Source organism: Ezakiella peruensis (assembly GCF_900215725.1).
GTDB lineage: Bacteria > Bacillota > Clostridia > Tissierellales > Peptoniphilaceae > Ezakiella > Ezakiella peruensis.
Map to the genome: position 1 here is coordinate 191,057 of NZ_LT962470.1, position 20,547 is coordinate 211,603.

Here is a 20,547-nt window from a genome sequence, read left to right on the forward strand (position 1 = left end):
CTAATCTTCGATGGCAGAAATGTTGAACTGACTGCCATCGCCAATGGCCTCTCCTTCAATCGCGATTTTGTCACCGGCCTTTAAAAATGGCAGGCGGTTGGACTTGGCAATTCCAGCAATGTAAATCGTATCCTCGCCCTTGGCCTTGATGAAGTAATTGGTGTTGCCTTCAACGGTAACTGGCACAATTTCTTCTATTATAATATTTCGCTTTTCAGTCTCTGCTGGCTCTTGGTCACTCGTCACATAGGATTCGTTAAAGGCCTTGAGGGCTTCCTTGACCGTTTGGCCAGTGCGAACTGTTTGGTAATTTTGCGCATCTATAAAGGCAAAGGTCTTGATGAGCCCTGCGTTATCCTTAAGCGATAGGAAATAAGTTGGACGATTGTAAAGGTTGATGAGGATTGGGAAAGTCGCTGTGTAGCCCTTTTCTTGGACAGCGCCCTCCGCAGAATCCATGGCCGAGTGTTCGTCAGCCGATGAAAGCGGATAGAATTTGGCTTCCTTGGTCCTCATATTGATAAGGGCAAAGCCAATATTAGACTCGTCTTGCAAAACGGAAGTAATCCCCGTGTACATATAAATATCGTTGTCAATTGACAGGTAATTGTAACCGTCGGTCGGCTGGGTAACGCCCTTTTGCCCAATGAATTGGTTAATAAATCCGCGTTTCATCCTCCCGTTCCAATTGAGCTGCCTCATAACTAAATTTGCAGAGTAAACCCTGTCCACCCAATCGGGCACTTGGCCAACTTCATAGCGGTTGGCCTCACCAGTTACAGCGTCCACAACTATGACCGAATTGGAATCAAAAGCCCCAATGAGGCCTACAGTCGGCTTCAAGGTCGAAGCCACCCAATAAGGATGATTGTTGTCGTCAACTTCAAAATTTATTTCATCAATAATCGCAGTCGGATACTTAAACCTTATTAGCCGCCTAATATTTCTTTGGAACTTGTCCGAAAAAGAATACTTAATTGGCTCAGGCAATTTCACCATCATAACATCTTGATCGGCCATGTCAACGGCAATATAATAAGGAATACCCGATGATTTATTTTGCAGCCACTTAATAAATCCCGAATAAACCAAAGGCGTATTTCTCATAGGCTTGCCATTAACAGTAACCTGCGAATAAGCAGGATCTATGCTATACTGGGAAACCAAGTCCCCCATCTCGCCCATCTTTCTAGACCCAAGTTTAACAGCCGTGTCCCTATCGACCACTGGGATTTTTTCGAAGTCAACTTCAGCCACGTCATCCTTAAAAACGCCCTCTTGGAGCTCAAGCACCTTTGAATAAGACTTGGCGTGGAAAATCGGTGCCGACACAATTACCATAATGAAATATAGGGCCCAGATGCCGAGCAGAAATTTAAAAGTAAACTTCCCCGTCCTAAAGGACCTCCTAAAGCCCCGCCTGCAGTAAATATTTATAAAAGTAGTAGTCACCGGGGCAATAATAGTTAGGGCTATATAAAACTCGCTGGCAAAAATATTTATAGGCGGCAAAACAAAATAATAATACAAAAAAGCAAAGACCAGGCTGCAGATGATAGCCTTGGCCCAACCAGACTTGGGAGCCTTGACCGGCTCAGCCCCCTCCTTGTACTTATGTATTAAATCTTTCAAATTAACATTAATCTTCATATCATACCTCCAAATAACTCTTACCCATTAATAACAATAATTAAAGTTTCCCATTATATAAGCAAAAAATTTTACAAAACAAAAACCCTTTATATTAATGCGATTAATATTTTTCTAGTACTCAAACATAAGACTCATTTCACCCTGAAATAAAAATAGCTCCTAATCTCGTTAATCCTCCTATAAATCTAAACCAGATAAATTAACCCATCGAATTTAATCACAAAAAACATCCAGTCAGGCAATTGATAATTCCTTTCAATGAATGTGCGGGTGCTCGATCTAAATTTATATAGCCCGTTTTAAAAAAGTAATTCTACTATAATAAAGACTCAAGCGAATCACATATTAATTTAATAATCTTCATTATATTAATTTAAATTACATTAATTTTTTATAAAGATCACAAAATGAAAGAGGCATCTAAAAAGGCAATTGATAATTCTTTTCAACGAACGCGTGGATACTCCATCTTGAGTCATAACCTTCATTTTCATAATAAAATTATCCATTCGCTCACTTTGAAAATACAAAAGTCTTTTAATAAATAAAATATCACAGATTTTAAACTAAGAGAAAAACTTTAAACATAATGCATCTCTTTTAAATATAAATTTCTTAAATTAAGGCATTCAATATGATAAAAACATCCAGACAGGCAATTGATAATTCCTTTCAATGAACTTGTGTAAACTCATCTTTAAAAAATTCTTAATATTAATAAAATGAAAATATCTATGCTGAGAGTTACAGAGATTCTATATAAATTATTGTCGATCAAAAAATATCGCTTAGTTTCCATCAGCTTTTAACTTTTTCCACTCAAGAAAAAGATGTTGACTTGTTTTCAATTGCTTCCGTCTTTTTTTATCTTAAATCAAAAAGTTAGCACACTCTAAATACGCAAAGTTTTTTCAATTAAAAATCATCCAGCCCCTAATTTTCAAAAATAAATTTTTTTAAAATTTGCGATTGTGTCAAGCTTTATCTTAAATTTAAAAATACATTTTAAAATTAAAAATACAAGCCCAGTCATTTTGAAAATATAATATTTTTTCAAAATCAAAATGCCAGCCCTTGGATTTTAAAATTAAAAAAGCTCTTTATAATTAAAGATTTAAGGGCTCAGGATTCTAAAATGAAAATTGCTCTTAAGCCTTTATAATTCGTAGTCTATCCATTATTTTTTTCTCGTTTTTAATCGATTGAAATTTCAAAAGTAAAAAATAATTGATAATTTTTTTCAAATTTTCGCTAAAAGTTGTTGATATCTAACTTTTTTTGTTGTATAATAAGCAGTACGGTATTGAGAATTATTTTTAATGAGGAGGCTTAATTGATAAACTTATTACTTGCGCCCCGGGGCGAGTCTTTAAATATTGTTAAGATTAACTACAAGAAGATTGGCAACGAAAAAGAAATTCGCCACCTTACAAATCTAGGTTTTGTGACGGGTGCCAAAATTGATGTACTTACTGAGGCGTCTGGAAATCTTATCGTCAAGATTAAGGATTCCAAGATGGCCATTGATGAAAAAATTGCTCGAAATATTTTCGTTTAAATATGTTTAAATATAAGGAGGAAATATGAAAACACTTAGACAAGCAGAGGTCGGCAAGTCCTACAGGGTTTTAAAGATCCATGGGGCCGGGCCTGTCAGAAAGCGGATAATGGACATGGGTTTAACCAAAAATTCTGAACTTTTTGTCAGAAAAGTTGCCCCACTGGGCGATCCCATTCAAATTAACTTGAGAAATTACGAGCTAAGTCTGAGAAAAGACGAGGCGGAGATAATTGAAGTTGAAGAAATCCAAGGAGGCGCACATGTCAATTAATATCGCCCTAGCTGGCAATCCAAACAGTGGTAAGACCACTTTGTTTAATGCCCTAACCGGCAGTCACCAATACGTCGGCAACTGGCCAGGCGTTACTGTTGAGAAAAAAACTGGTAAATACAGAAAAGACACAGAGGTCAACTTTACTGACTTGCCTGGTATTTACTCCCTGTCCCCCTACACTATGGAGGAGGTTGTATCCAGGGACTTTTTGGTAAATGGAAAGCCTGACGCTATTATAAATGTAGTGGACGCTTCAAATATCGAAAGAAATTTGTATTTATCTACCCAACTCTTTGAACTTGGAATTCCCCTGGTCATCGCCCTCAACATGATGGACGTGGTTAGGAAAAACAAGGACAAGATTGATATTAAAAAAATTGAATCCGAACTCAACTGTAGGGTTGTTGAAATTTCCGCCCTCAAGAACGAAAATCTGGATAAGCTGATTGCTGTTGCCAAGGAAGAAGCAGGCAAAAGCCAACACCAAGTCAATAAAAAGATTTTCTCTTCCGATTTGGAAGCCTATATTAGTCGCTTGGAAAAAGAAATTCCTAGCCTAGAAAAATCTGCTTACCAAAGATGGATGGCAGTTAAGGTCTTTGAAAACGACGAAAAAATTATAGAAGAATTAGGTCTGAGCCCAGACGAAATAAAAACTGCAGATGCAATCAGAGCTGAGGCAGAAAAGTTTTTCGACGACGATGCTGAAGGCATTGTAACTGACGAAAGATACAATTATGTAACTGCCCTAACTGAAAAAGCGGTAAAAAAAGGTCGTTCAGGCCTGTCCACATCTGACAAGGTCGACAAGGTCATCACCAACAGGTGGCTATCTATTCCGATTTTTGTCCTCATTATGATGGGCGTTTATTATGTAGCTATTTCAATTGTAGGCGGAGAAGTAACCGACTGGACTAACGATGTTTTCTTTGGCGAATACATTGGCGGATTTTTAGATAATATTCTTACCAAGCTCGGCACTTCTGAAATCGTCCACTCGCTTGTTATGGACGGTATCTTTGCCGGTGTATCAGCAGTACTTGGGTTTTTACCAGTTATTGCAACCCTGTTTTTATTTATAGCTATTCTTGAAGACATCGGCTACATGGCAAGAATTGCCTTTATCTTGGACAGGGTTTTTAGAAAATTCGGCCTATCAGGCAAGTCCTTTATCCCAATTTTAGTTGGTACTGGTTGCTCAGTTCCAGGAATTATTGCCACTAGGACCATTGAAAACGACAACGACAGACGTATGACTATCACCGTTGCATCCATGATGCCTTGCGGAGCCAAGACAGATATTATTGCAATGTTTGCAGCTATCTGGGGCGGCGCATGGTGGTTTGGACCTATCTGGTATTTTGCAGGAATTTTAGCAGTAATTGTTACAGGTTTAATTCTAAAGAAAACCAAGATCTTCCACGGAGACCCAGCCCCCTTTATTATGGAGCTACCTGAATACCACTTGCCAAGTCCTTCCAACGTTTTGCGCTCAACCTGGGAAAGGGTCAAAGCCTTTATAGTAAAAGCTGGTACCATTATCCTACTATCAGCTATCTTTATCTGGCTAACTACAAATATCACAGTTAACTTTGAATTCGTTCCATTTGGAGAAGGCGACGTCGACTCAATCTTGGCATTTATCGGTAAGAAAATCGAATGGATCTTTAAGCCACTTGGCTTTGGCGACTGGATAGCCGCTGTTGCTTCTGTAATGGGACTTGTGGCCAAGGAAATGGTTGTATCAACCTTTGGTGTCCTGGCAAAATTGGGCGAAGTTGATCCAGACTCAGCCAGCCTATCAAAATTTGTTGCTGGTTACTTCACAACTGCAAGCATGCTCTCATACATGCTCTTCAACCAATTCACCATCCCTTGCTTCGCAGCAGTTGGTGCCCTCAAGCAAGAAATGAACAGCAAAAAATGGACCTGGTTCGCCGTATCCTATATCCTGCTCTTCTCCTACACAATATCCTTTATGGTCTACCAATTCGGCAGAGTTTTGATAGACGGAGCACCAGCCAATATCGGCACAGCCATCGCTGGAGTCGTGCTCGCTATCTACCTCTACCTGATCTTTAGACCATCAAAATACAAAAACTAGGAGGAAGACATGGGAGATTTAATAGTATTAGGAGCAGTTGCCATAATTGCAGGCCTTGCAATATGGAAGATAATCAAAAATAAAAAAGCCCACAAAACTCCTTGTGGGTGTGGGTCTTGTCCCATGCATGATCAGTGCGAAAAGAGCAAAAAAGGAAAATGTTAATTTCATAGTATTTAAAAGGGACTTGTGCTAATGGTAAGCATAAGTCCCTTGTTTTTTGCCTTATTTAGTTTTGAAATACTTATATAAAAAACTTCCTTAGTTATAATTTGTCAAGCAAATATTCTTGCAAGGACTTGCTAAGATAAAATCAATTCAAAAAAATTCTTAATTACTCCTCGCATTTTTATTCAGCAAACATTTCAACCTGCGACCCGTAGATCTCGGCAAAATCGCCATTGCTTTTAATTAGACTTTCAAAATCTCCGTCTTCAACGATTTCCCCATCCCGCATAACTATAATCCTATCCACATATTTGATTGCCCCCAGCCTGTGGGTGACTATAACTTCTGTCTTATCCTGGGAGTTTTCGTAGAAAAAATCATAAATTTCTTTTTCATTTAAGGGGTCAATAGCCGATGTGGGTTCGTCCAAGGTTATTAGGTCAGCAGGCTTGTTAAATCCACGTAAGATCGCCACTCTCTGCCACTGGCCGCCGGACATTTCTCGGCCGCCGAAATCTCTGGTCATCTGGCCATCCATGGATAGATTGTCATCTTTTAAAAATTCTTTCACCTGGTCCTCGCTATATATAATCTCTGTATCAAAGGCTATGTTCTCCCTTAAAGTCATGGCATAGGAAGCGAAGAACTGATTGACTTGGCTAGTCCAATCATACATATCTTTTTCTCTGATATCCCTAGTAGACCTTCCACCATAGGTCACCTGGCCCTCAGTAGGCAGGAGTTCACCTGTCAAAAGGCGGACCAAGGTTGTCTTGCCCGACCCATTTATACCGACAATGGCAATTTTTTCGCCAGGCTTTATTCTAAGATTAATATTTTTTAAAGCATAGTCCTTGGCATTGGGATATTTAAAGGACATATTTTTAAATTCGATATCTCCATCTGGCTTTTCTAAACTTCCAAGCCTCTCACCCATATTCATAAATTCAAAATAGGGTTGGACCATGGCGTCAAACTGCCTGCCATAATTTACCAGGGATAAAATAGCCAGGACTTGACCTTTTAAGTTATTAAAAGCCGCCAATGATCCACCAAAGCCTGCAAAAGTAATTTTCCTAATGGCCAGCAAATAAGCATTTATAGCCAGAGCCGAGGCATCGGCATATAGATTTAATGGAAATAGCCCTAAGGACATTTTAAATATACCTGCCTCCTCATCCTTGACCATATCCTTATAGGCCTGACCTTGGTCTCGGTATTTATCCAAGAAAAATTCATCGGCATAGTTGGTCCTGGACTCAATAAATTGTGGGTTGCCACTTATAGCCTCCTGGTCAAGTTTTTTTATACGAGAAATTTCTAGCTTTCTATCCCGATTTTTTACCTTAAGCTTGGTCTCGTAGACCTGGGAAATTACAGTTGGCACAAGGGCAATCACAAGCCCGATGCCTATATAAACATTTATAGAGGTCAAGATAAATACAAGAGACAGGCCAGATAAACATGTGAAAATAAGCTCCATGGTGGTTTGTGCCAGGCGGAATAGGTTGGTTCCAGCAAAAATCGCCCTGTGGGCCCTCATGTCAGACATGGGATTTAAAAGATTTTCACTGGAAATCCTGGCGACTTTTTCATGAATTAAAATCTTTAATTTTCTCTCCAACCTTGGCATGCTGACAAAGGTTGAGTAAAAGCGCATATAAAAAATATTGTGCCAGCTGCCTATAAATAAGGCAAGGGCAAAGATTAATATGCGTTTAATATCGACCGCTTGACCGTTTATAATATTTGGAAAGACCTTAAAAAGCTCCATCATGGAATAAGTGTATAGAATGGGTCCCGTAAATTTTATTAGCAAGGAGATTACCATCATAAAAAAGTCATAGGGCGAAGCTTTTAAAATTATTTTAATAGATTTGCCTGCGTTTTTCATAAGTACATCTCCTTTTGAGTATTGTATAAATCTCTATAATAAGGCGTTTGCATCAAATCCTCATGGCTGCCCTTGGCGTAAATTTTACCATCCTTCAAGACTATAATATCATCCATAAGCTTGGTCGCCCCCAGCCTGTGAGATATAAGGAGGGAGATTTTTCCATGCAAAATTTCCAGGTACTTGCCATACATTTTCGCTTCAGAAATTGGATCCAAAAGAGCATTTGGCTCATCCAATATATAGAGGCTGGTGTCCTTGTTTAGAGCCCTCATAATGCCTAGCCTCTGCCACTGGCCTCCAGACATGCTGACGGCGTCTTTTGAAATTGCAGACAAGTCCGTGTCCTTGCCCTTTGGCAAAGAAGAAATTATTTCGTCTATGCCCAAAGCTTTCGCCAAGCCCTCATCGTATTTTAGCCCTCCCTTGAAGTCTAAGTTTTCTTTAAGACTGGCCGGATAATGGTGAGAGCTTTGAAAGACAAGGGCCATGGCATCTTTTAAATCGGATTTTTTGTAAGCAGAAATATCCAGATTATTAATTAAAATCTGACCAGAAGTGACCTCATATAAGCCCATCATAAGCTTGGTTATAGTTGACTTACCAGACCCATTTTCGCCTACAAGTCCATAGGATCCCTGGTCCATCTTAAAGGAAAGGCCTGACAAAATCTCTTTGTCTGAATGAGGATAGGTGAAGTGGACGTCCTTAAATTCTATGGACTTTATAATGTCCAAAGGCTTGTACCCAGTCTTTTCTTCTGATAAGTCAAAAAATTTCTTGTAATTATTTTCTACAAGGGCCGCTGACTTATGGTTAAAAAAATTTAAGACCAAATCGCTTACAGTGAGTTTAACCTCAATCAGCTGATAAAAAAGCGATGTGAATAATCCTAAGCTAAAGCCAGATACATCTGGTTTAGCAAAAGTCAATATATACAAGATAATTAGACCAATAAAGCCCAAATCATAGGCCATATCGCGTATAAAGCGGCCCCTGCCCAGAGCCTTGTTAGTTTTGGATGCTGAGGAAAATTCATCAGAAAATTTATGGTTGAAAAACTCGCTAGTGGCAAAAACTTTTCTCTCGCTTAAATACTTGCTGTTGATAAGGACATTGGAAAAATAATTCGCCCTCCTCATATTAGACCTATAAGAAATCCAGATATCCCCAGCTTTTTTAAGGCTAAAGGCTTCAATGCTTATTAAAAGGCCAACTAGGGATAAAAGCAGGATAGCAAAAAGTTTATTATAGGCAAATAAAATAAATAGGGTTCCAAGTATAATTATTAGATTTTTTATCATCAAAGCCTGACTGTCTATCAGCTTTTCCTTGTAATTTGACTCCGACAAACACCCTTCATATAAATTTCTATTGTCTGGATTTTCCAAATCGGCTATAGAAATTTTTGTCCATTTATCTATCAAGTCCTCTTCGTTTTTTACCTGGAGGAGGCTATAATTTACCTTTGACTTGGCTCTATCAATCATCATTAAAATCCGCCTAAGGGCGATTACAATTATAAAGGGAATAAAATATTTAAAAAATGCGCCTTGGCCAATGCCAACATTGATCAAATCCCTGCGAAAACCAATCATCAAAATCGACGATAGACCTAGCAAGACATAAATTATGTATTTGTAAAGCCTAAATCTTTTCTCCTTCATAAATCCCCCTGTTTTTTAATTGTGTTTTAATTTAAATCTCTTTGTATTTGTTTATCAAATATTTTCTGTTTTTGCTTTTCAATAATTTTCTTTTTTGCTTATAGATGATTTTACTGGCAAGCTTCAAAGCTAATTTCCAATAAAATAAAGCCTGCTTCTAATTTTATACTTAATAATTTTAACAATATCAAATTAAATTATATAAAAAATATCATATACACTTATAATAGCATATAATAATGCTTTAGTCAAAAAAAGGACTGCCTACCGGCAATCCTTAAATAGATATATTCTCAAAATAAATTTTTGTTTTAATAATTCAATTAAATTATTTGTAGAAAAATTTTACAATTGTAATTTAATAAATAAACTCACATAGAAAACTGCGACTTTTATAAGTAAACAAATTACTCTCTTGACCTCAGCCATTCTTCCTTGGAAATTTTATTTACAATTAAATGTTCGATTTTTCCAGTTGCGGTTTTTTTGTCAATTTCCCCAACTTTTTTAAAGCCAAGTTTTTCTTGCAGGCGTTTGGATTGAAGGTTATGATCAAAGTAGCCTGCATAGATGTTATCAACCAGGTCATTTTCAAATACAAAGTCAAATAAAATTTTGGCAGCTTCTGGCATTAACCCTTGGCCCCAATAATCCTTGGATAAAACGCAGCCCATATTTGCATTTCTCTTGCCCTTATCGGATTCAATCGGATTAGCTTCATCCCTTAGATCAATTGAGCCAATAACTTTGTTATTCTCTTTATAAACAATGGCCAAGCAAGTGCCTGCCTTTATAAACATTTGTAAAACTGCCTTGGTCTGATCAATTGTCTCGTGATGTGGCCAGCCAGCCATCTCGCCAACTCCTTCAACCCTAGCGTATGCAAAAAAATCTTCTGCATCATCCATAGTCCATGGCCTTAAAATTAATCTCTCAGATTCAAAATTTTTATTTGCAAATTTCATAAAAGCATCCTCCTTATCAAAATTAAATCGCTCTTAATAATCAAAAATTATTCTTAAAAATCAAATTAATTATCATAATCAAATTACTTTTCAAAATCAAATTACTTATTAAAAAAACACCTCACTAGGTGTTTTAATAAATGGTGGGCCTTCGGGGATTTGAACCCAGGACCGACCGGTTATGAGCCGGGCGCTCTAACCGCTGAGCTAAAGGCCCCAATATATTATGGCAGGGGTAGCAGGACTCGAACCCACGACATTCGGTTTTGGAGACCGACGTTCTACCAACTGAACTATACCCCTACATGTTTAAAAAAATATTTATTTGTTTTTATATTTAATTTCTTGGCTTTTATATTCTAGTATTAGCCGAATGTTTTTAGAATCATGTAGCGTCCACTTTATCGTGGACATCTCGCCCACGCAGGCTCGATGCCAAGTGGCGAGGTAAGTTTTCTGATCATAATCTATTCAAAAAGTTTTTTCACTAAATTTGTGAGGGAAATTTGATGAGATTCGAAGCAGATAAATTTTTCACCGACGCAGGTGTGCTCAGTGTACATCGAGGAGAGGAATAAATTTAAGCTGCGTGAATGTCGCAAATTTAACCACAAATTTACGGGGTTTTCACACATACCTCACTTCGTTCGGCGTTCAAACCCGAGCTGCGCGTTGCTTGCTCCAAACCATGACAAACGCGATCGCTTCACTGCAAATACGGATCTAGTTATATATGATTTTACTTCACCCATTTTTATAAGCTTCTAAAGGATTATCTATACCTTACCAGAGCCTATCCTCTCAAGACTTCGTCTTTCGAGGCAGCCCTCTCGCTCCTCCCTCACATTGTTCGGCGCTCTAGGGCGAGCTGCGCGTTGCTTGCTCCAAACCACGACACTACGTGTCGCTTCCCAGCAAATACGAATCTAGTTATATATAAAAATTTTGATAAAAATAAATGGTGCCCAGAGCCGGAATCGAACCAGCGACACGTAGATTTTCAGTCTACTGCTCTACCGACTGAGCTATCTGGGCAAGTGTTAAATTATATATTAAATTGTAAATGGCGGAGAAGGAGGGATTCGAACCCTCGCGCCGCTAAAATCACGACCTATACCCTTAGCAGGGGCACCTCTTCAACCGACTTGAGTACTTCTCCAAGGTTTAAATTATTTTGTGAATCTTGCGACACAATTGTCTGAAATGAATTATATAAAATACACAATTCTTAAAGGATAAATAACTAATAAAATCGATGGATAAGGCGAAGTTGAGATAATCGCCGAATGAGTCGTAGTCGACCTACGTCGCAGTGAGACGATTATTGAAACAAGCCTTAGGCGCGATTTTAACGTTAATTTGGCGGAGAGGGTGGGATTCGAACCCACGCGGGCTTACACCCAAACGGTTTTCAAGACCGCCCCGTTATGACCGCTTCGGTACCTCTCCAAAATTGGCTGGGGTAGCAGGACTCGAACCTACGAAATGCCAGAGTCAAAGTCTGGTGCCTTACCGACTTGGCTATACCCCAATATTGGTGGAGGAGAGTGGATTTGAACCACTGAAAGCTAAGCTAACGGATTTACAGTCCGTCCCCTTTGGCCAACTTGGGTACTCCTCCTAAAATAAGAGCTCTACCGATGATAGAGCTATTTAAAATGGAGCTGATGAGAGGACTTGAACCCCCAACCTACTGATTACAAGTCAGTTGCTCTACCGATTGAGCTACATCAGCATATATGATTAAATTGGCGACCCGGAACGGACTCGAACCGTCGACCTCCAGCGTGACAGGCTGGCATTCTAACCAACTGAACTACCGGGCCTTTGGTCAAAATCTACATCTACTTTATGATATCATTATTTAATCTTTTTGTCAAGTTTGAATCAACTATGGTGGGCGGTATAGGGCTCGAACCTATGACCCCCTGCTTGTAAGGCAGRTGCTCTCCCAACTGAGCTAACCGCCCATAGTATAGTATTTATTTTATAAATAAATTGGTGACCCTACCGGGATTCGAACCCGGGATACCGCCGTGAAAGGGCGATGTCTTAACCGCTTGACCATAGGGCCTCAAAATCCTTTCGGGATAAGATTAAAAAATTGGTAGCGGCGAAGAGATTTGAACTCCTGACACTTCGGGTATGAACCGAATGCTCTAGCCAACTGAGCTACGCCGCCATAATGGATGATCTCACAAGGCTTATTATAGAAGATAAGCATTGGTGCCGAGGACCGGAATCGAACCGGTACGGTGTTAACCACCGCAGGATTTTAAGTCCTGTGCGTCTGCCTGTTCCGCCACCCCGGCATTATTGGCGCTTGTGGTAGGGCTCGAACCTACAGCCTACCGGTTAACAGCCGGTTGCTCTACCGTTGAGCTACACAAGCTGGGTGAAATACTTATCTTTAGAATACATTAAAGAGGGGCATTCAAATGTCCCTCTTTAATTTCTTCTGTGCGGCTTTGACCTATTCTCCCGTGACGCTGCCGTCAGAGTACCTTCGGCGCTGTGAGGCTTAACTTCTGTGTTCGGCATGGGAACAGGTGGGGCCCTCACGCTAGTAAAACCGCGCTCCTATAAAACTATACCATAGCTACTYTAACCTTTATTTGGTCAAGTCTTCGGCWCATTAGTACAACTTAGCTTAAAGTATTACTACTCTTACACCAATTGCCTATCAAACTCGTTTTCTTCAAGTTGCCTTATTCTTTACGATGGGAAATCTTATCTTAAGGGGGGCTTCGTGCTTAGATGCCTTCAGCTCTTATCCTGTCCAAACTTAGCTTCCGAGCTATGCCACTGGCGTGACAACTCGTGCACCATTGGTTTGTCCATCCCGGTCCTCTCGTACTAAGGACAGCTCCTTTCAAATTTCCTACGCCCACGACGGATAGGGACCGAACTGTCTCACGACGTTCTGAACCCAGCTCGCGTGCCTCTTTAATGGGCGAACAGCCCAACCCTTGGGACCTACTTCAGCCCCAGGATGAGACGAGCCGACATCGAGGTGCCAAACACCCCCGTCGATGTGAACTCTTGGGGGGTATAAGCCTGTTATCCCCAGGGTAGCTTTTATCCGTTGAGCGATGGCCCTTCCACTCGGTACCACCGGATCACTAAGTCCTAGTTTCCTATCTGCTCGACCTGTATGTCTCGCAGTTAAGCTCCCTTATGCCTTTGCACTCTTTGCACGATTTCCGTCCGTGCTGAGGGAACCTTTGAGCGCCTCCGTTACTGTTTAGGAGGCGACCGCCCCAGTCAAACTGCCCAACTGACAGTGTCCCTGAACCGGATTACGGTTCTAGGTTAGAATTCCAGTAAAACAAGAGTGGTATCCCACCGGTGACTCCACAAAGACTGACGCCCTTGTTTCTTAGTCTCCCACTTATCCTGTACATGTTTTACCGAAATCCAATGCCAGCCTACAGTAAAGCTCCATGGGGTCTTTCCGTCCTGTCGCGGGTAATGCGCATCTTCACGCATACTACAATTTCACCGGATCCTTTGTTGAGACAGTGCCCAAATCGTTACACCTTTCGTGCGGGTCGGAACTTACCCGACGAGGAATTTCGCTACCTTAGGACCGTTATAGTTACGGCCGCCGTTTACTGGGGCTTAAGTTCTAGCCTTCGCTTGCGCTAAGCCTTTCCCTTAACCTTCCAGCACCGGGCAGGTGTCAGCTCCTATACTTCGAATTGCTTCTTAGCAGAAACTTGTGTTTTTGGTAAACAGTCGCTTGGGCCTATTCACTGCGGCCAATAGTTAGCCTATTGGCTCCCCTTCTCCCGAAGTTACGGGGTCATTTTGCCGAGTTCCTTAACAAAGGTTCTTCCGCTCATCTTAGGATTCTCTCCTCTCCTACCTGTGTCGGTTTGCGGTACGGGTATCTTTAGTCTCGATAGTGGGTTTTCTTGGCAGTGTGAATTAGTCTTCTTCTCTACTTGTTTTTCGATCCCCATCATACCTTACTTTAAATAAGAATGCGGATTTGCCTACATTCTCTGGCTTGGTATTTGGCCGCACTTTTCCTTGCCGTGCGGTTAAGTTAATCCTCCTGCGTCACCACTTCTCTAATAGCGACTATTGATAGTACTGGAATCTCAACCAGTTGTCCATCGACTACGCTTTTCAGCCTGATCTTAGGTCCCGACTTACCCTGGGGGGACGAGCCTTGCCCAGGAATCCTTAGGTTTTCGATGGGTGAGATTCTCACTCACCTCTCGCTACTCATGCCAGCATTCTCTCTTGTATGCAGTCCACAGTTCCTTACGATACTGCTTCTGCCCRCATACAATGCTCCTCTACCACTTGATTTAATCAAGTCCACGACTTCGGTGTTAGATTTAGCCCCGGAAATCTTTGGCGCAAAATCACTTGACCAGTGAGCTATTACGCACTCTTTAAATGTATGGCTGCTTCTAAGCCAACATCCTGGTTGTCTAAGTAACTTCACATCCTTTGCCACTTAATCTACACTTTGGGACCTTAGTCGGTGGTCTGGGCTCTTTCCCTTTTGACATGGGAGCTTATCCCTCCATGTCTGACTCCTTGAGTTGTTTTCTTGGCATTCGGAGTTTGATAGGTGTTGGTAACATATACATGCCCCGCGACCATTCAGTGCTCTACCTCCATTAAACTTTCTCAAAGGCTAGCCCTAAAGCTATTTCGAGGAGAACCAGCTATCTCCGAGTTCGTTTGGCTTTTCACCCCTATCCACACGTCATCCGATAAGTTTTAAACCTTACCCGGTTCGAGCCTCCATATCGTTTTACCGATACTTCACTCTGCACATGGATAGATCACCCGGTTTCGGGTCTATTATATATAACTTTCCGCCCTATTAAGACTCGGTTTCCCTCCGACTACGGCACTTAATGCCTTAATCTCGCTATATACAATAACTCGCTGGCCCGTTCTACAAAAAGTACACGATCGCACTCTTAACGTGCTTTCGCTGCTTGTAAACATAGGGTTTCAGATTCTATTTCACTCCCCTTCCGGGGTTCTTTTCACCTTTCCCTCACGGTACTTGTCCTCTATCGGTCACCTAGTAGTATTTAGCCTTAGGAGGTGGGCCTCCCATATTCACACAAGATTTCTCGTGTCTCATGCTACTTGTTAAGCGAGTTTGCTTCCATTCGATTTCGTCTACGGGATTTTTACCCTCTTTGATTCTCTTTCCAGTCGATTCGACTATCTCTTTTCTTGCGCCCTCGCAGGCTGGTCCTCGTTCGCTCGCCGCTACTTAAGGAATCGTTGTTACTTTCTTTTCCTCCGGGTACTTAGATGTTTCAGTTCTCCGGGTTCCCTTCTCACTAGCTATGTATTCACTAGTGGATAGTTTAGGTTTGCTAAACTGGGTTTCCCCATTCGGATATCTACGGGTCGTAGCTTATTTGCAGCTCTCCGTAGCTTTTCGCAGCTTATCACGTCCTTCTTCGGCTCTAGGTGCCAAGGCATCCGCCCTACGCTCTTAGTAACTTGACCTAAATTTATTTCGTCCTTTGTTTAATTCGTTGAAATTGTCTATTAAAAATTTGTTCGCAACTAAAATTGCTTCTTGGATTTCTAATGTCTGTTATTTCGTCTATGGTATTTAGTTTTAAAGGTTCTAATCTGGCTCACATTGAGGTCTTACCTCCAACCAATATCGGTTTGTGAGCATAACTATTATAACTTATTTGTACGTTTTTGTCAAATATATTTAATGGTGGACCTGGGTGGACTCGAACCACCGACCTCACGCTTATCAGGCGTGCGCTCTAACCAGCTGAGCTACAGGTCCATATTATAGGAAAACTATTTTAAATAGCAAATTTATTATTTAGTAGCCTCGCATTTATGCTTCTTACTTTAGTCATAATGAATAAGATTGTAAGATATTCATAAAGAAGCTTTTTGGTTATTAAATTAAGACCTAAATGTATAAGTGAAAAGAAGTATACTCCTTAGAAAGGAGGTGATCCAGCCGCACCTTCCGATACGGCTACCTTGTTACGACTTCACCCCAGTCATTGACCCTACCTTCGACGACTCCTCCCTTAAAGGTTAGGCCATCGGCTTCGGGTATTGCCAACTTCCATGGTGTGACGGGCGGTGTGTACAAGACCCGGGAACGCATTCACCGTAGCATTCTGATCTACGATTACTAGCAACTCCGACTTCATGTACTCGAGTTGCAGAGTACAATCCGAACTGGGATCGGCTTTTTGAGATTCGCTTGATGTCACCATTTCGCTGCTCTTTGTACCGACCATTGTAGCACGTGTGTAGCCCAGGACATAAAGGGCATGATGATTTGACGTCATCCCCACCTTCCTCCGATTTATCATCGGCAGTCCATATAGAGTCCTCAGCATGATCTGTTAGTAACTATATGCAAGGGTTGCGCTCGTTGCGGGACTTAACCCAACATCTCACGACACGAGCTGACGACAACCATGCACCACCTGTATATATGTTAAGAGCAAGCTCTTACTGGTTTCATATCTCTATGTCCCCTCATATATATGTCAAGCCCTGGTAAGGTTCTTCGCGTAGCCACGAATTAAACCACATGCTCCGCTGCTTGTGCGGGTCCCCGTCAATTCCTTTGAGTTTCATGCTTGCGCACGTACTCCCCAGGCGGAGTGCTTAATGTGTTAACGTCGGCACCGAGGTTTGACCCCCGACACCTAGCACTCATCGTTTACGGCGTGGACTACCAGGGTATCTAATCCTGTTTGCTCCCCACGCTTTCGTACCTCAGCGTCAGTATAAGTCCAGTAAGTCGCCTTCGCCACCGGTATTCCTCCTGATATCTACGCATTCCACCGCTACACCAGGAATTCCACTTACCTCTCCTTAACTCAAGTTAGCCAGTTTTGGATGCACGTTTGTAGTTGAGCTACAAGATTTCACATCCAACTTGGTAAACCGCCTGCGTACCCTTTACGCCCAATAATTCCGGACAACGCTCGCCCCATACGTATTACCGCGGCTGCTGGCACGTATTTAGCCGGGGCTTTCTCCTATGGTACAGTCCTTTTCTTCCCATAGAACAGAGCTTTACGAAACGAATTCCTTCATCGCTCACGCGGCGTCGCTGCATCAGAGTTCCCTCCATTGTGCAATATTCCCCACTGCTGCCTCCCGTAGGAGTTTGGACCGTGTCTCAGTTCCAATGTGACCGTTCACCCTCTCAGGCCGGTTACCCATCGTTGCCTTGGTGGGCCGTTACCTCACCAACTAGCTAATGGGACGCGAGCCCATCTCTTACCGCCGTAGCTTTAACATTCTTAAGATGCCTTATGAATGTGTCATATGGTATTAATCACGGTTTCCCGAGGCTATCCCTTTGTAAGAGGTAGGTTGCTCACGCGTTACTCACCCGTCTGCCACTAATCCGAAGTGAAATTTGAACCGAAGTTCGCGTTTCTCTTCTTCATCGTTCGACTTGCATGTGTTAAGCACGCCGCCAGCGTTCGTCCTGAGCCAGGATCAAACTCTCAAGTAAAGTCTTGAGCTTTTAATCTGGCTCTAAATTATTTACAGTTTTATTAAGTGTTCTGTTTCACTTTGTTTAGAATTTACGGGTTGTAAATTCATGACTTCTTTTCACTTATATTCCTTTGTTTAGGTTCTTGTCGGTGCTCTCTTGAGCTGACTTGTATAGTATACCATCGTTTTTTGTCTTTGTCAAGGGTTTTTTACAATTTATTTTATTTTATTTTTATTCCCTGCATCTCCCTTGCTTCCTTGCCTCTAGCGTTTTTGTATTATTCTTTTGATAAATTATTTTAAAAATATTTTTATTTTTTATAAAAAAAGATGCCTCTTAAGCACCTTTTAATTTTCATATTCCATCATGAACTTTCTCTTTCGTTTTGTCGACCTGCTAAGCAGTAGATAGGTCTTACCTCTTAAGAGCATAAAGACTGGCATCAGTATTGAGGTCAGTACTCTCGCCCACATAGGGATAGTTAAGAATCCATTTAGATATCCGCCGCTTAACGTCTTCAATAATAAATACGGCACGGATATAAGTGTCCACGGTATGAAGTTATCTTTTATAAAGTTAAGAGCCCTTTTTATTGCTGCAAGCCCTCCAATGTCATCTACATACACTGCCTCAAACCATGATCCTAGTATCATTTCTTCTATTATAAATAATAAAGTCACCGAAAGAATCCTGGATTTAGTTAGGTCTAATTTTGATACCCCATATATTATATAATAAGAAGCAAATTGATAAATAAGTTCTATTATATATATTACGAAGAAGGTGTTCATAATATTTATAAAGTAGTGTTCCAAATAGTATTTGAAGTCCCTGTTTGGAATTCTATTTGCAACCACCATATTATTCATTATCTTGGCTAGTACTGATAAGAGTAAGATTTGAATAAAGTAATTGATTATATAACCTAGGTTTGCTATTAATCCACTTGCAAAAAATACAGAAGCAAGCGAGCTTAAAAAACTTACTAATCCACACAAAAGAATAAAGGTTAGACCATTATTCTTTAAAGCCTGGGCCGTATCCTTGATAGTTTTTGAAAATACGTATTTTAAATCCCGCATTACATCTTCTCCGGTGTTTCCATGCCAAGCAAACTTACTCCAGATTTAATGGCAGTTTTTGCCATGAGTGAAATTCCCAATCTGTGCTTGGTTAGCCCTTCATCATCGGTGTTAATTTGATTGTTGTAATAGTAGCGATTGTATTCTTTGACAATTTCCATTATTTGTCTGGAAACTAAATATGGCTCGAACTTTCCAAAGGCATCCATAATTACATTTGGCAATTTATAAATTTCTTTCATCAAAACGACTTCATCGTCATTTAGATATTCACTCTTAATATCATCAAAAGAAGCCTTGGATCCAGATTTTTCTATTACACTATTTGCTCTGGCGTAAGTGTATTGAACATAGGGTCCAGTCTCACCGTCGAATGATAAAGTCCTATCCCAATCGAAGACATAGTCTTTAATCCTTTGGTTGTAAAGCTCTTGGAATTTAATTGCGCCAATGCCAACTTGTCTGGCCACATCTTCTTTATTTTCAAGTTCAGGATTTCTTTCGTTTATAATTTCTAAAGTCTTTTCTTCAGCCTTATCAATAACATCCTTCAAATATAAGACCTTGCCTTTTCTTGTTGAAAGAGCTCCGTCTTTAACACTGACCATACCAAATGAAACGTGTTCGCAGTCCTTGGCCCATTCATAACCCATTAAACCCAGCATTTTAAAGAGCTGTTTAAAGTGTAGGTTTTGTTCAGTCGCAACCACGTAGAGGTTTTTGTAGAATTCATAATTTCTGTACCTGTATTCAGCAGTAGCTATGTCCCTGGTCGCATAAGTTGTCGTTCCATTTGACTTGGTGATGATGAGCGGTGTTGTGCCGTCGTCGAATTCTACAATTTCACAGCCGTCTGATTCGGTCAAGAGATTTTTGCTCCTGAGTTCTTCCACAACTTCTGGCAGGAAGTCCTGATAAAAGGCTTCGCCATTATAGGAATCAAATTCAATTCCCAGTCTGTCGTAAACTGCGTTAAATTCTTCCAGACTCAAGTCTCTCATCCACTTCCAAAGGCTGACCGCCTCTGGATCTTTTTCTTCCAACTTTTTAAACCATTCGTGAGCAACTTCTCTCTTTTCAGGATTCTCTTCGATTTCTTTATTCATCCTTACATATAATTTTAAGAATTCATCAATAGGATTCTTTTCAATTTTATCCTTGTCGCCCCATTCCTTGTAGGCAGCGATAAGCATGCCAAATTGAGTTCCGTAATCGCCCAAGTGGTTTACTCCCACTGGATCAAAACCAATTCTCTTTGCAATCCTGTAAATGGCATTTCCAATTAGCGTACTCCTAATGTGACCAATGTGAAATGGCTTGGCAATGTTAGGAGATGAATAATCGATAACTACATGTCTGCCTTGGCCAAAGTCACTTTTGCCGTATTCTTCGCCATCAGCCTTAAAGCTTTCAACCAAAGAATCCTTGAGCTGGTCTTTGCTAATAAAAAAGTTTAGATAAGGTCCAACAGCTTGAACTTTTTCAAAATCTGGTTCAAAGTCGATTGAAGTTTTGATTTCTTCGGCTATGGCTTGGGGGGCTTTTCTCATAGTCTTTGCAAGGGCAAAACAAGGAAGAGCCAAATCTCCCATGGTCCTATCTTGCGGAACTTCTATAATTTTATCAAGCTCTTCTACACTTAAATTAATTTTATCTTTTAACTTATCTATCAATATCTTTTTAAAATCCATAT

General features: G+C 40.6%; 10 protein-coding genes, 15 tRNA genes and 3 rRNA genes. 4 read left to right on the plus strand and 24 right to left on the minus strand.

The window, feature by feature from the left end; all coding sequences use genetic code 11:
- Nucleotides 1–1,650, minus strand: coding sequence for a hypothetical protein (locus CUU59_RS05890; RefSeq protein WP_245870565.1), 1,650 nt, complete (start codon nucleotides 1,648–1,650; stop codon nucleotides 1–3).
- A gap of 1,336 nt (nucleotides 1,651–2,986) precedes the next feature.
- On the opposite strand from CUU59_RS05890, the gene CUU59_RS05895 reads away from it, so the two are divergent.
- The 4 genes from CUU59_RS05895 to CUU59_RS05910 are packed head-to-tail and all read left to right on the plus strand — an operon-like array spanning nucleotide 2,987 to nucleotide 5,757.
- Nucleotides 2,987–3,211 carry a FeoA family protein gene (locus tag CUU59_RS05895; RefSeq protein ID WP_245870566.1) on the plus strand — a complete coding sequence of 75 codons (225 nt, stop codon included), beginning with the start codon at nucleotides 2,987–2,989 and terminating at the stop codon, nucleotides 3,209–3,211.
- A 25-nt stretch (nucleotides 3,212–3,236) separates the two neighbouring features.
- Entirely contained in the window at nucleotides 3,237–3,485 is a 249-nt protein-coding gene (locus CUU59_RS05900; protein ID WP_099951064.1) for a FeoA family protein, read from the plus strand.
- On the plus strand, nucleotides 3,475–5,592 hold the full coding sequence (gene feoB, locus CUU59_RS05905; RefSeq protein ID WP_099951065.1) for a ferrous iron transport protein B: 2,118 nt from the start codon (nucleotides 3,475–3,477) through the stop codon (nucleotides 5,590–5,592). Before CUU59_RS05900 ends, feoB begins: the two co-directional genes overlap by 11 nt.
- A 9-nt stretch (nucleotides 5,593–5,601) precedes the next feature.
- On the plus strand, nucleotides 5,602–5,757 hold the full coding sequence (locus CUU59_RS05910; protein WP_099951066.1) for a FeoB-associated Cys-rich membrane protein: 156 nt from the start codon (nucleotides 5,602–5,604) through the stop codon (nucleotides 5,755–5,757).
- Nucleotides 5,758–5,941: 184 nt separating this feature from the next.
- Here the strand turns inward: CUU59_RS05910 and CUU59_RS05915 are convergent, their stop codons facing one another.
- The 23 genes from CUU59_RS05915 to argS all read right to left on the minus strand — a co-directional run bounded on the left by CUU59_RS05915 (nucleotide 5,942) and on the right by argS (nucleotide 20,545).
- Nucleotides 5,942–7,654, minus strand: a complete 1,713-nt coding sequence (locus tag CUU59_RS05915) for an ATP-binding cassette domain-containing protein (RefSeq protein ID WP_099951067.1) — start codon at nucleotides 7,652–7,654, stop codon at nucleotides 5,942–5,944.
- A complete protein-coding gene (locus CUU59_RS05920; RefSeq protein WP_099951068.1) occupies nucleotides 7,651–9,321 on the minus strand; it encodes an ATP-binding cassette domain-containing protein in 1,671 nt (556 codons plus the stop codon). The genes CUU59_RS05915 and CUU59_RS05920 overlap by 4 nt, the downstream gene beginning before the upstream one ends.
- Nucleotides 9,322–9,728: 407 nt before the next feature.
- A complete protein-coding gene (locus CUU59_RS05925; RefSeq protein ID WP_099951069.1) occupies nucleotides 9,729–10,286 on the minus strand; it encodes a GNAT family N-acetyltransferase in 558 nt (185 codons plus the stop codon).
- A gap of 141 nt (nucleotides 10,287–10,427) precedes the next feature.
- A tRNA-Ile gene (locus CUU59_RS05930) sits at nucleotides 10,428–10,503 on the minus strand.
- Nucleotides 10,504–10,513: 10 nt separating this feature from the next.
- A tRNA-Trp gene (locus tag CUU59_RS05935) sits at nucleotides 10,514–10,589 on the minus strand.
- Between the two features lie 656 nt (nucleotides 10,590–11,245).
- Nucleotides 11,246–11,321: transfer RNA gene (locus CUU59_RS05940), tRNA-Phe, on the minus strand.
- A 29-nt stretch (nucleotides 11,322–11,350) separates the two neighbouring features.
- A tRNA-Ser gene (locus CUU59_RS05945) sits at nucleotides 11,351–11,445 on the minus strand.
- Between the two features lie 201 nt (nucleotides 11,446–11,646).
- Nucleotides 11,647–11,735, minus strand: a tRNA-Ser gene (locus CUU59_RS05950).
- A 5-nt stretch (nucleotides 11,736–11,740) separates the two neighbouring features.
- Nucleotides 11,741–11,817 (minus strand) — tRNA-Gln (locus CUU59_RS05955).
- A gap of 4 nt (nucleotides 11,818–11,821) precedes the next feature.
- A tRNA-Tyr gene (locus CUU59_RS05960) sits at nucleotides 11,822–11,907 on the minus strand.
- A 38-nt stretch (nucleotides 11,908–11,945) separates the two neighbouring features.
- Nucleotides 11,946–12,021 (minus strand) — tRNA-Thr (locus CUU59_RS05965).
- A gap of 14 nt (nucleotides 12,022–12,035) precedes the next feature.
- Nucleotides 12,036–12,112: transfer RNA gene (locus tag CUU59_RS05970), tRNA-Asp, on the minus strand.
- 68 nt (nucleotides 12,113–12,180) lie between these two features.
- Nucleotides 12,181–12,256, minus strand: a tRNA-Val gene (locus tag CUU59_RS05975).
- A gap of 29 nt (nucleotides 12,257–12,285) precedes the next feature.
- Nucleotides 12,286–12,360 (minus strand) — tRNA-Glu (locus CUU59_RS05980).
- 31 nt (nucleotides 12,361–12,391) lie between these two features.
- Nucleotides 12,392–12,468, minus strand: a tRNA-Met gene (locus CUU59_RS05985).
- 42 nt (nucleotides 12,469–12,510) lie between these two features.
- Nucleotides 12,511–12,598: transfer RNA gene (locus tag CUU59_RS05990), tRNA-Leu, on the minus strand.
- 5 nt (nucleotides 12,599–12,603) lie between these two features.
- A tRNA-Asn gene (locus CUU59_RS05995) sits at nucleotides 12,604–12,678 on the minus strand.
- A gap of 68 nt (nucleotides 12,679–12,746) precedes the next feature.
- Nucleotides 12,747–12,863 (minus strand): 5S ribosomal RNA (rrf, locus tag CUU59_RS06000).
- A gap of 38 nt (nucleotides 12,864–12,901) precedes the next feature.
- Nucleotides 12,902–15,779 (minus strand): 23S ribosomal RNA (locus CUU59_RS06005).
- Between the two features lie 221 nt (nucleotides 15,780–16,000).
- A tRNA-Ile gene (locus tag CUU59_RS06010) sits at nucleotides 16,001–16,077 on the minus strand.
- A gap of 167 nt (nucleotides 16,078–16,244) precedes the next feature.
- Nucleotides 16,245–17,787, minus strand: a 16S ribosomal RNA gene (locus tag CUU59_RS06015).
- The 16S, 23S and 5S rRNA genes sit together here with 13 tRNA genes alongside, the layout of an rRNA operon.
- A 332-nt stretch (nucleotides 17,788–18,119) precedes the next feature.
- A complete protein-coding gene (locus tag CUU59_RS06020) occupies nucleotides 18,120–18,854 on the minus strand; it encodes a hypothetical protein (protein ID WP_099951070.1) in 735 nt (244 codons plus the stop codon).
- Nucleotides 18,854–20,545, minus strand: a complete 1,692-nt coding sequence (gene argS, locus CUU59_RS06025; RefSeq protein ID WP_099951071.1) for an arginine--tRNA ligase — start codon at nucleotides 20,543–20,545, stop codon at nucleotides 18,854–18,856. The genes CUU59_RS06020 and argS overlap by 1 nt, the downstream gene beginning before the upstream one ends.
- Nucleotides 20,546–20,547: the final 2 nt, after the last annotated feature.

What these genes read in the sequence shown, in the direction of transcription:
- CUU59_RS05890 (WP_245870565.1), bottom strand. Translation starts at nt 1,650, where the DNA reads ATGAAGATTAATGTTAATTTGAAAGATTTAATACATAAGTACAAGGAG.
- CUU59_RS05900 (WP_099951064.1), top strand. Translation starts at nt 3,237, where the DNA reads ATGAAAACACTTAGACAAGCAGAGGTCGGCAAGTCCTACAGGGTTTTA.
- feoB (WP_099951065.1), top strand. Translation starts at nt 3,475, where the DNA reads ATGTCAATTAATATCGCCCTAGCTGGCAATCCAAACAGTGGTAAGACC.
- CUU59_RS05910 (WP_099951066.1), top strand. Translation starts at nt 5,602, where the DNA reads ATGGGAGATTTAATAGTATTAGGAGCAGTTGCCATAATTGCAGGCCTT.
- CUU59_RS05915 (WP_099951067.1), bottom strand. Translation starts at nt 7,654, where the DNA reads ATGAAAAACGCAGGCAAATCTATTAAAATAATTTTAAAAGCTTCGCCC.
- CUU59_RS05920 (WP_099951068.1), bottom strand. Translation starts at nt 9,321, where the DNA reads ATGAAGGAGAAAAGATTTAGGCTTTACAAATACATAATTTATGTCTTG.
- CUU59_RS05925 (WP_099951069.1), bottom strand. Translation starts at nt 10,286, where the DNA reads ATGAAATTTGCAAATAAAAATTTTGAATCTGAGAGATTAATTTTAAGG.
- CUU59_RS06020 (WP_099951070.1), bottom strand. Translation starts at nt 18,854, where the DNA reads ATGCGGGATTTAAAATACGTATTTTCAAAAACTATCAAGGATACGGCC.
- argS (WP_099951071.1), bottom strand. Translation starts at nt 20,545, where the DNA reads ATGGATTTTAAAAAGATATTGATAGATAAGTTAAAAGATAAAATTAAT.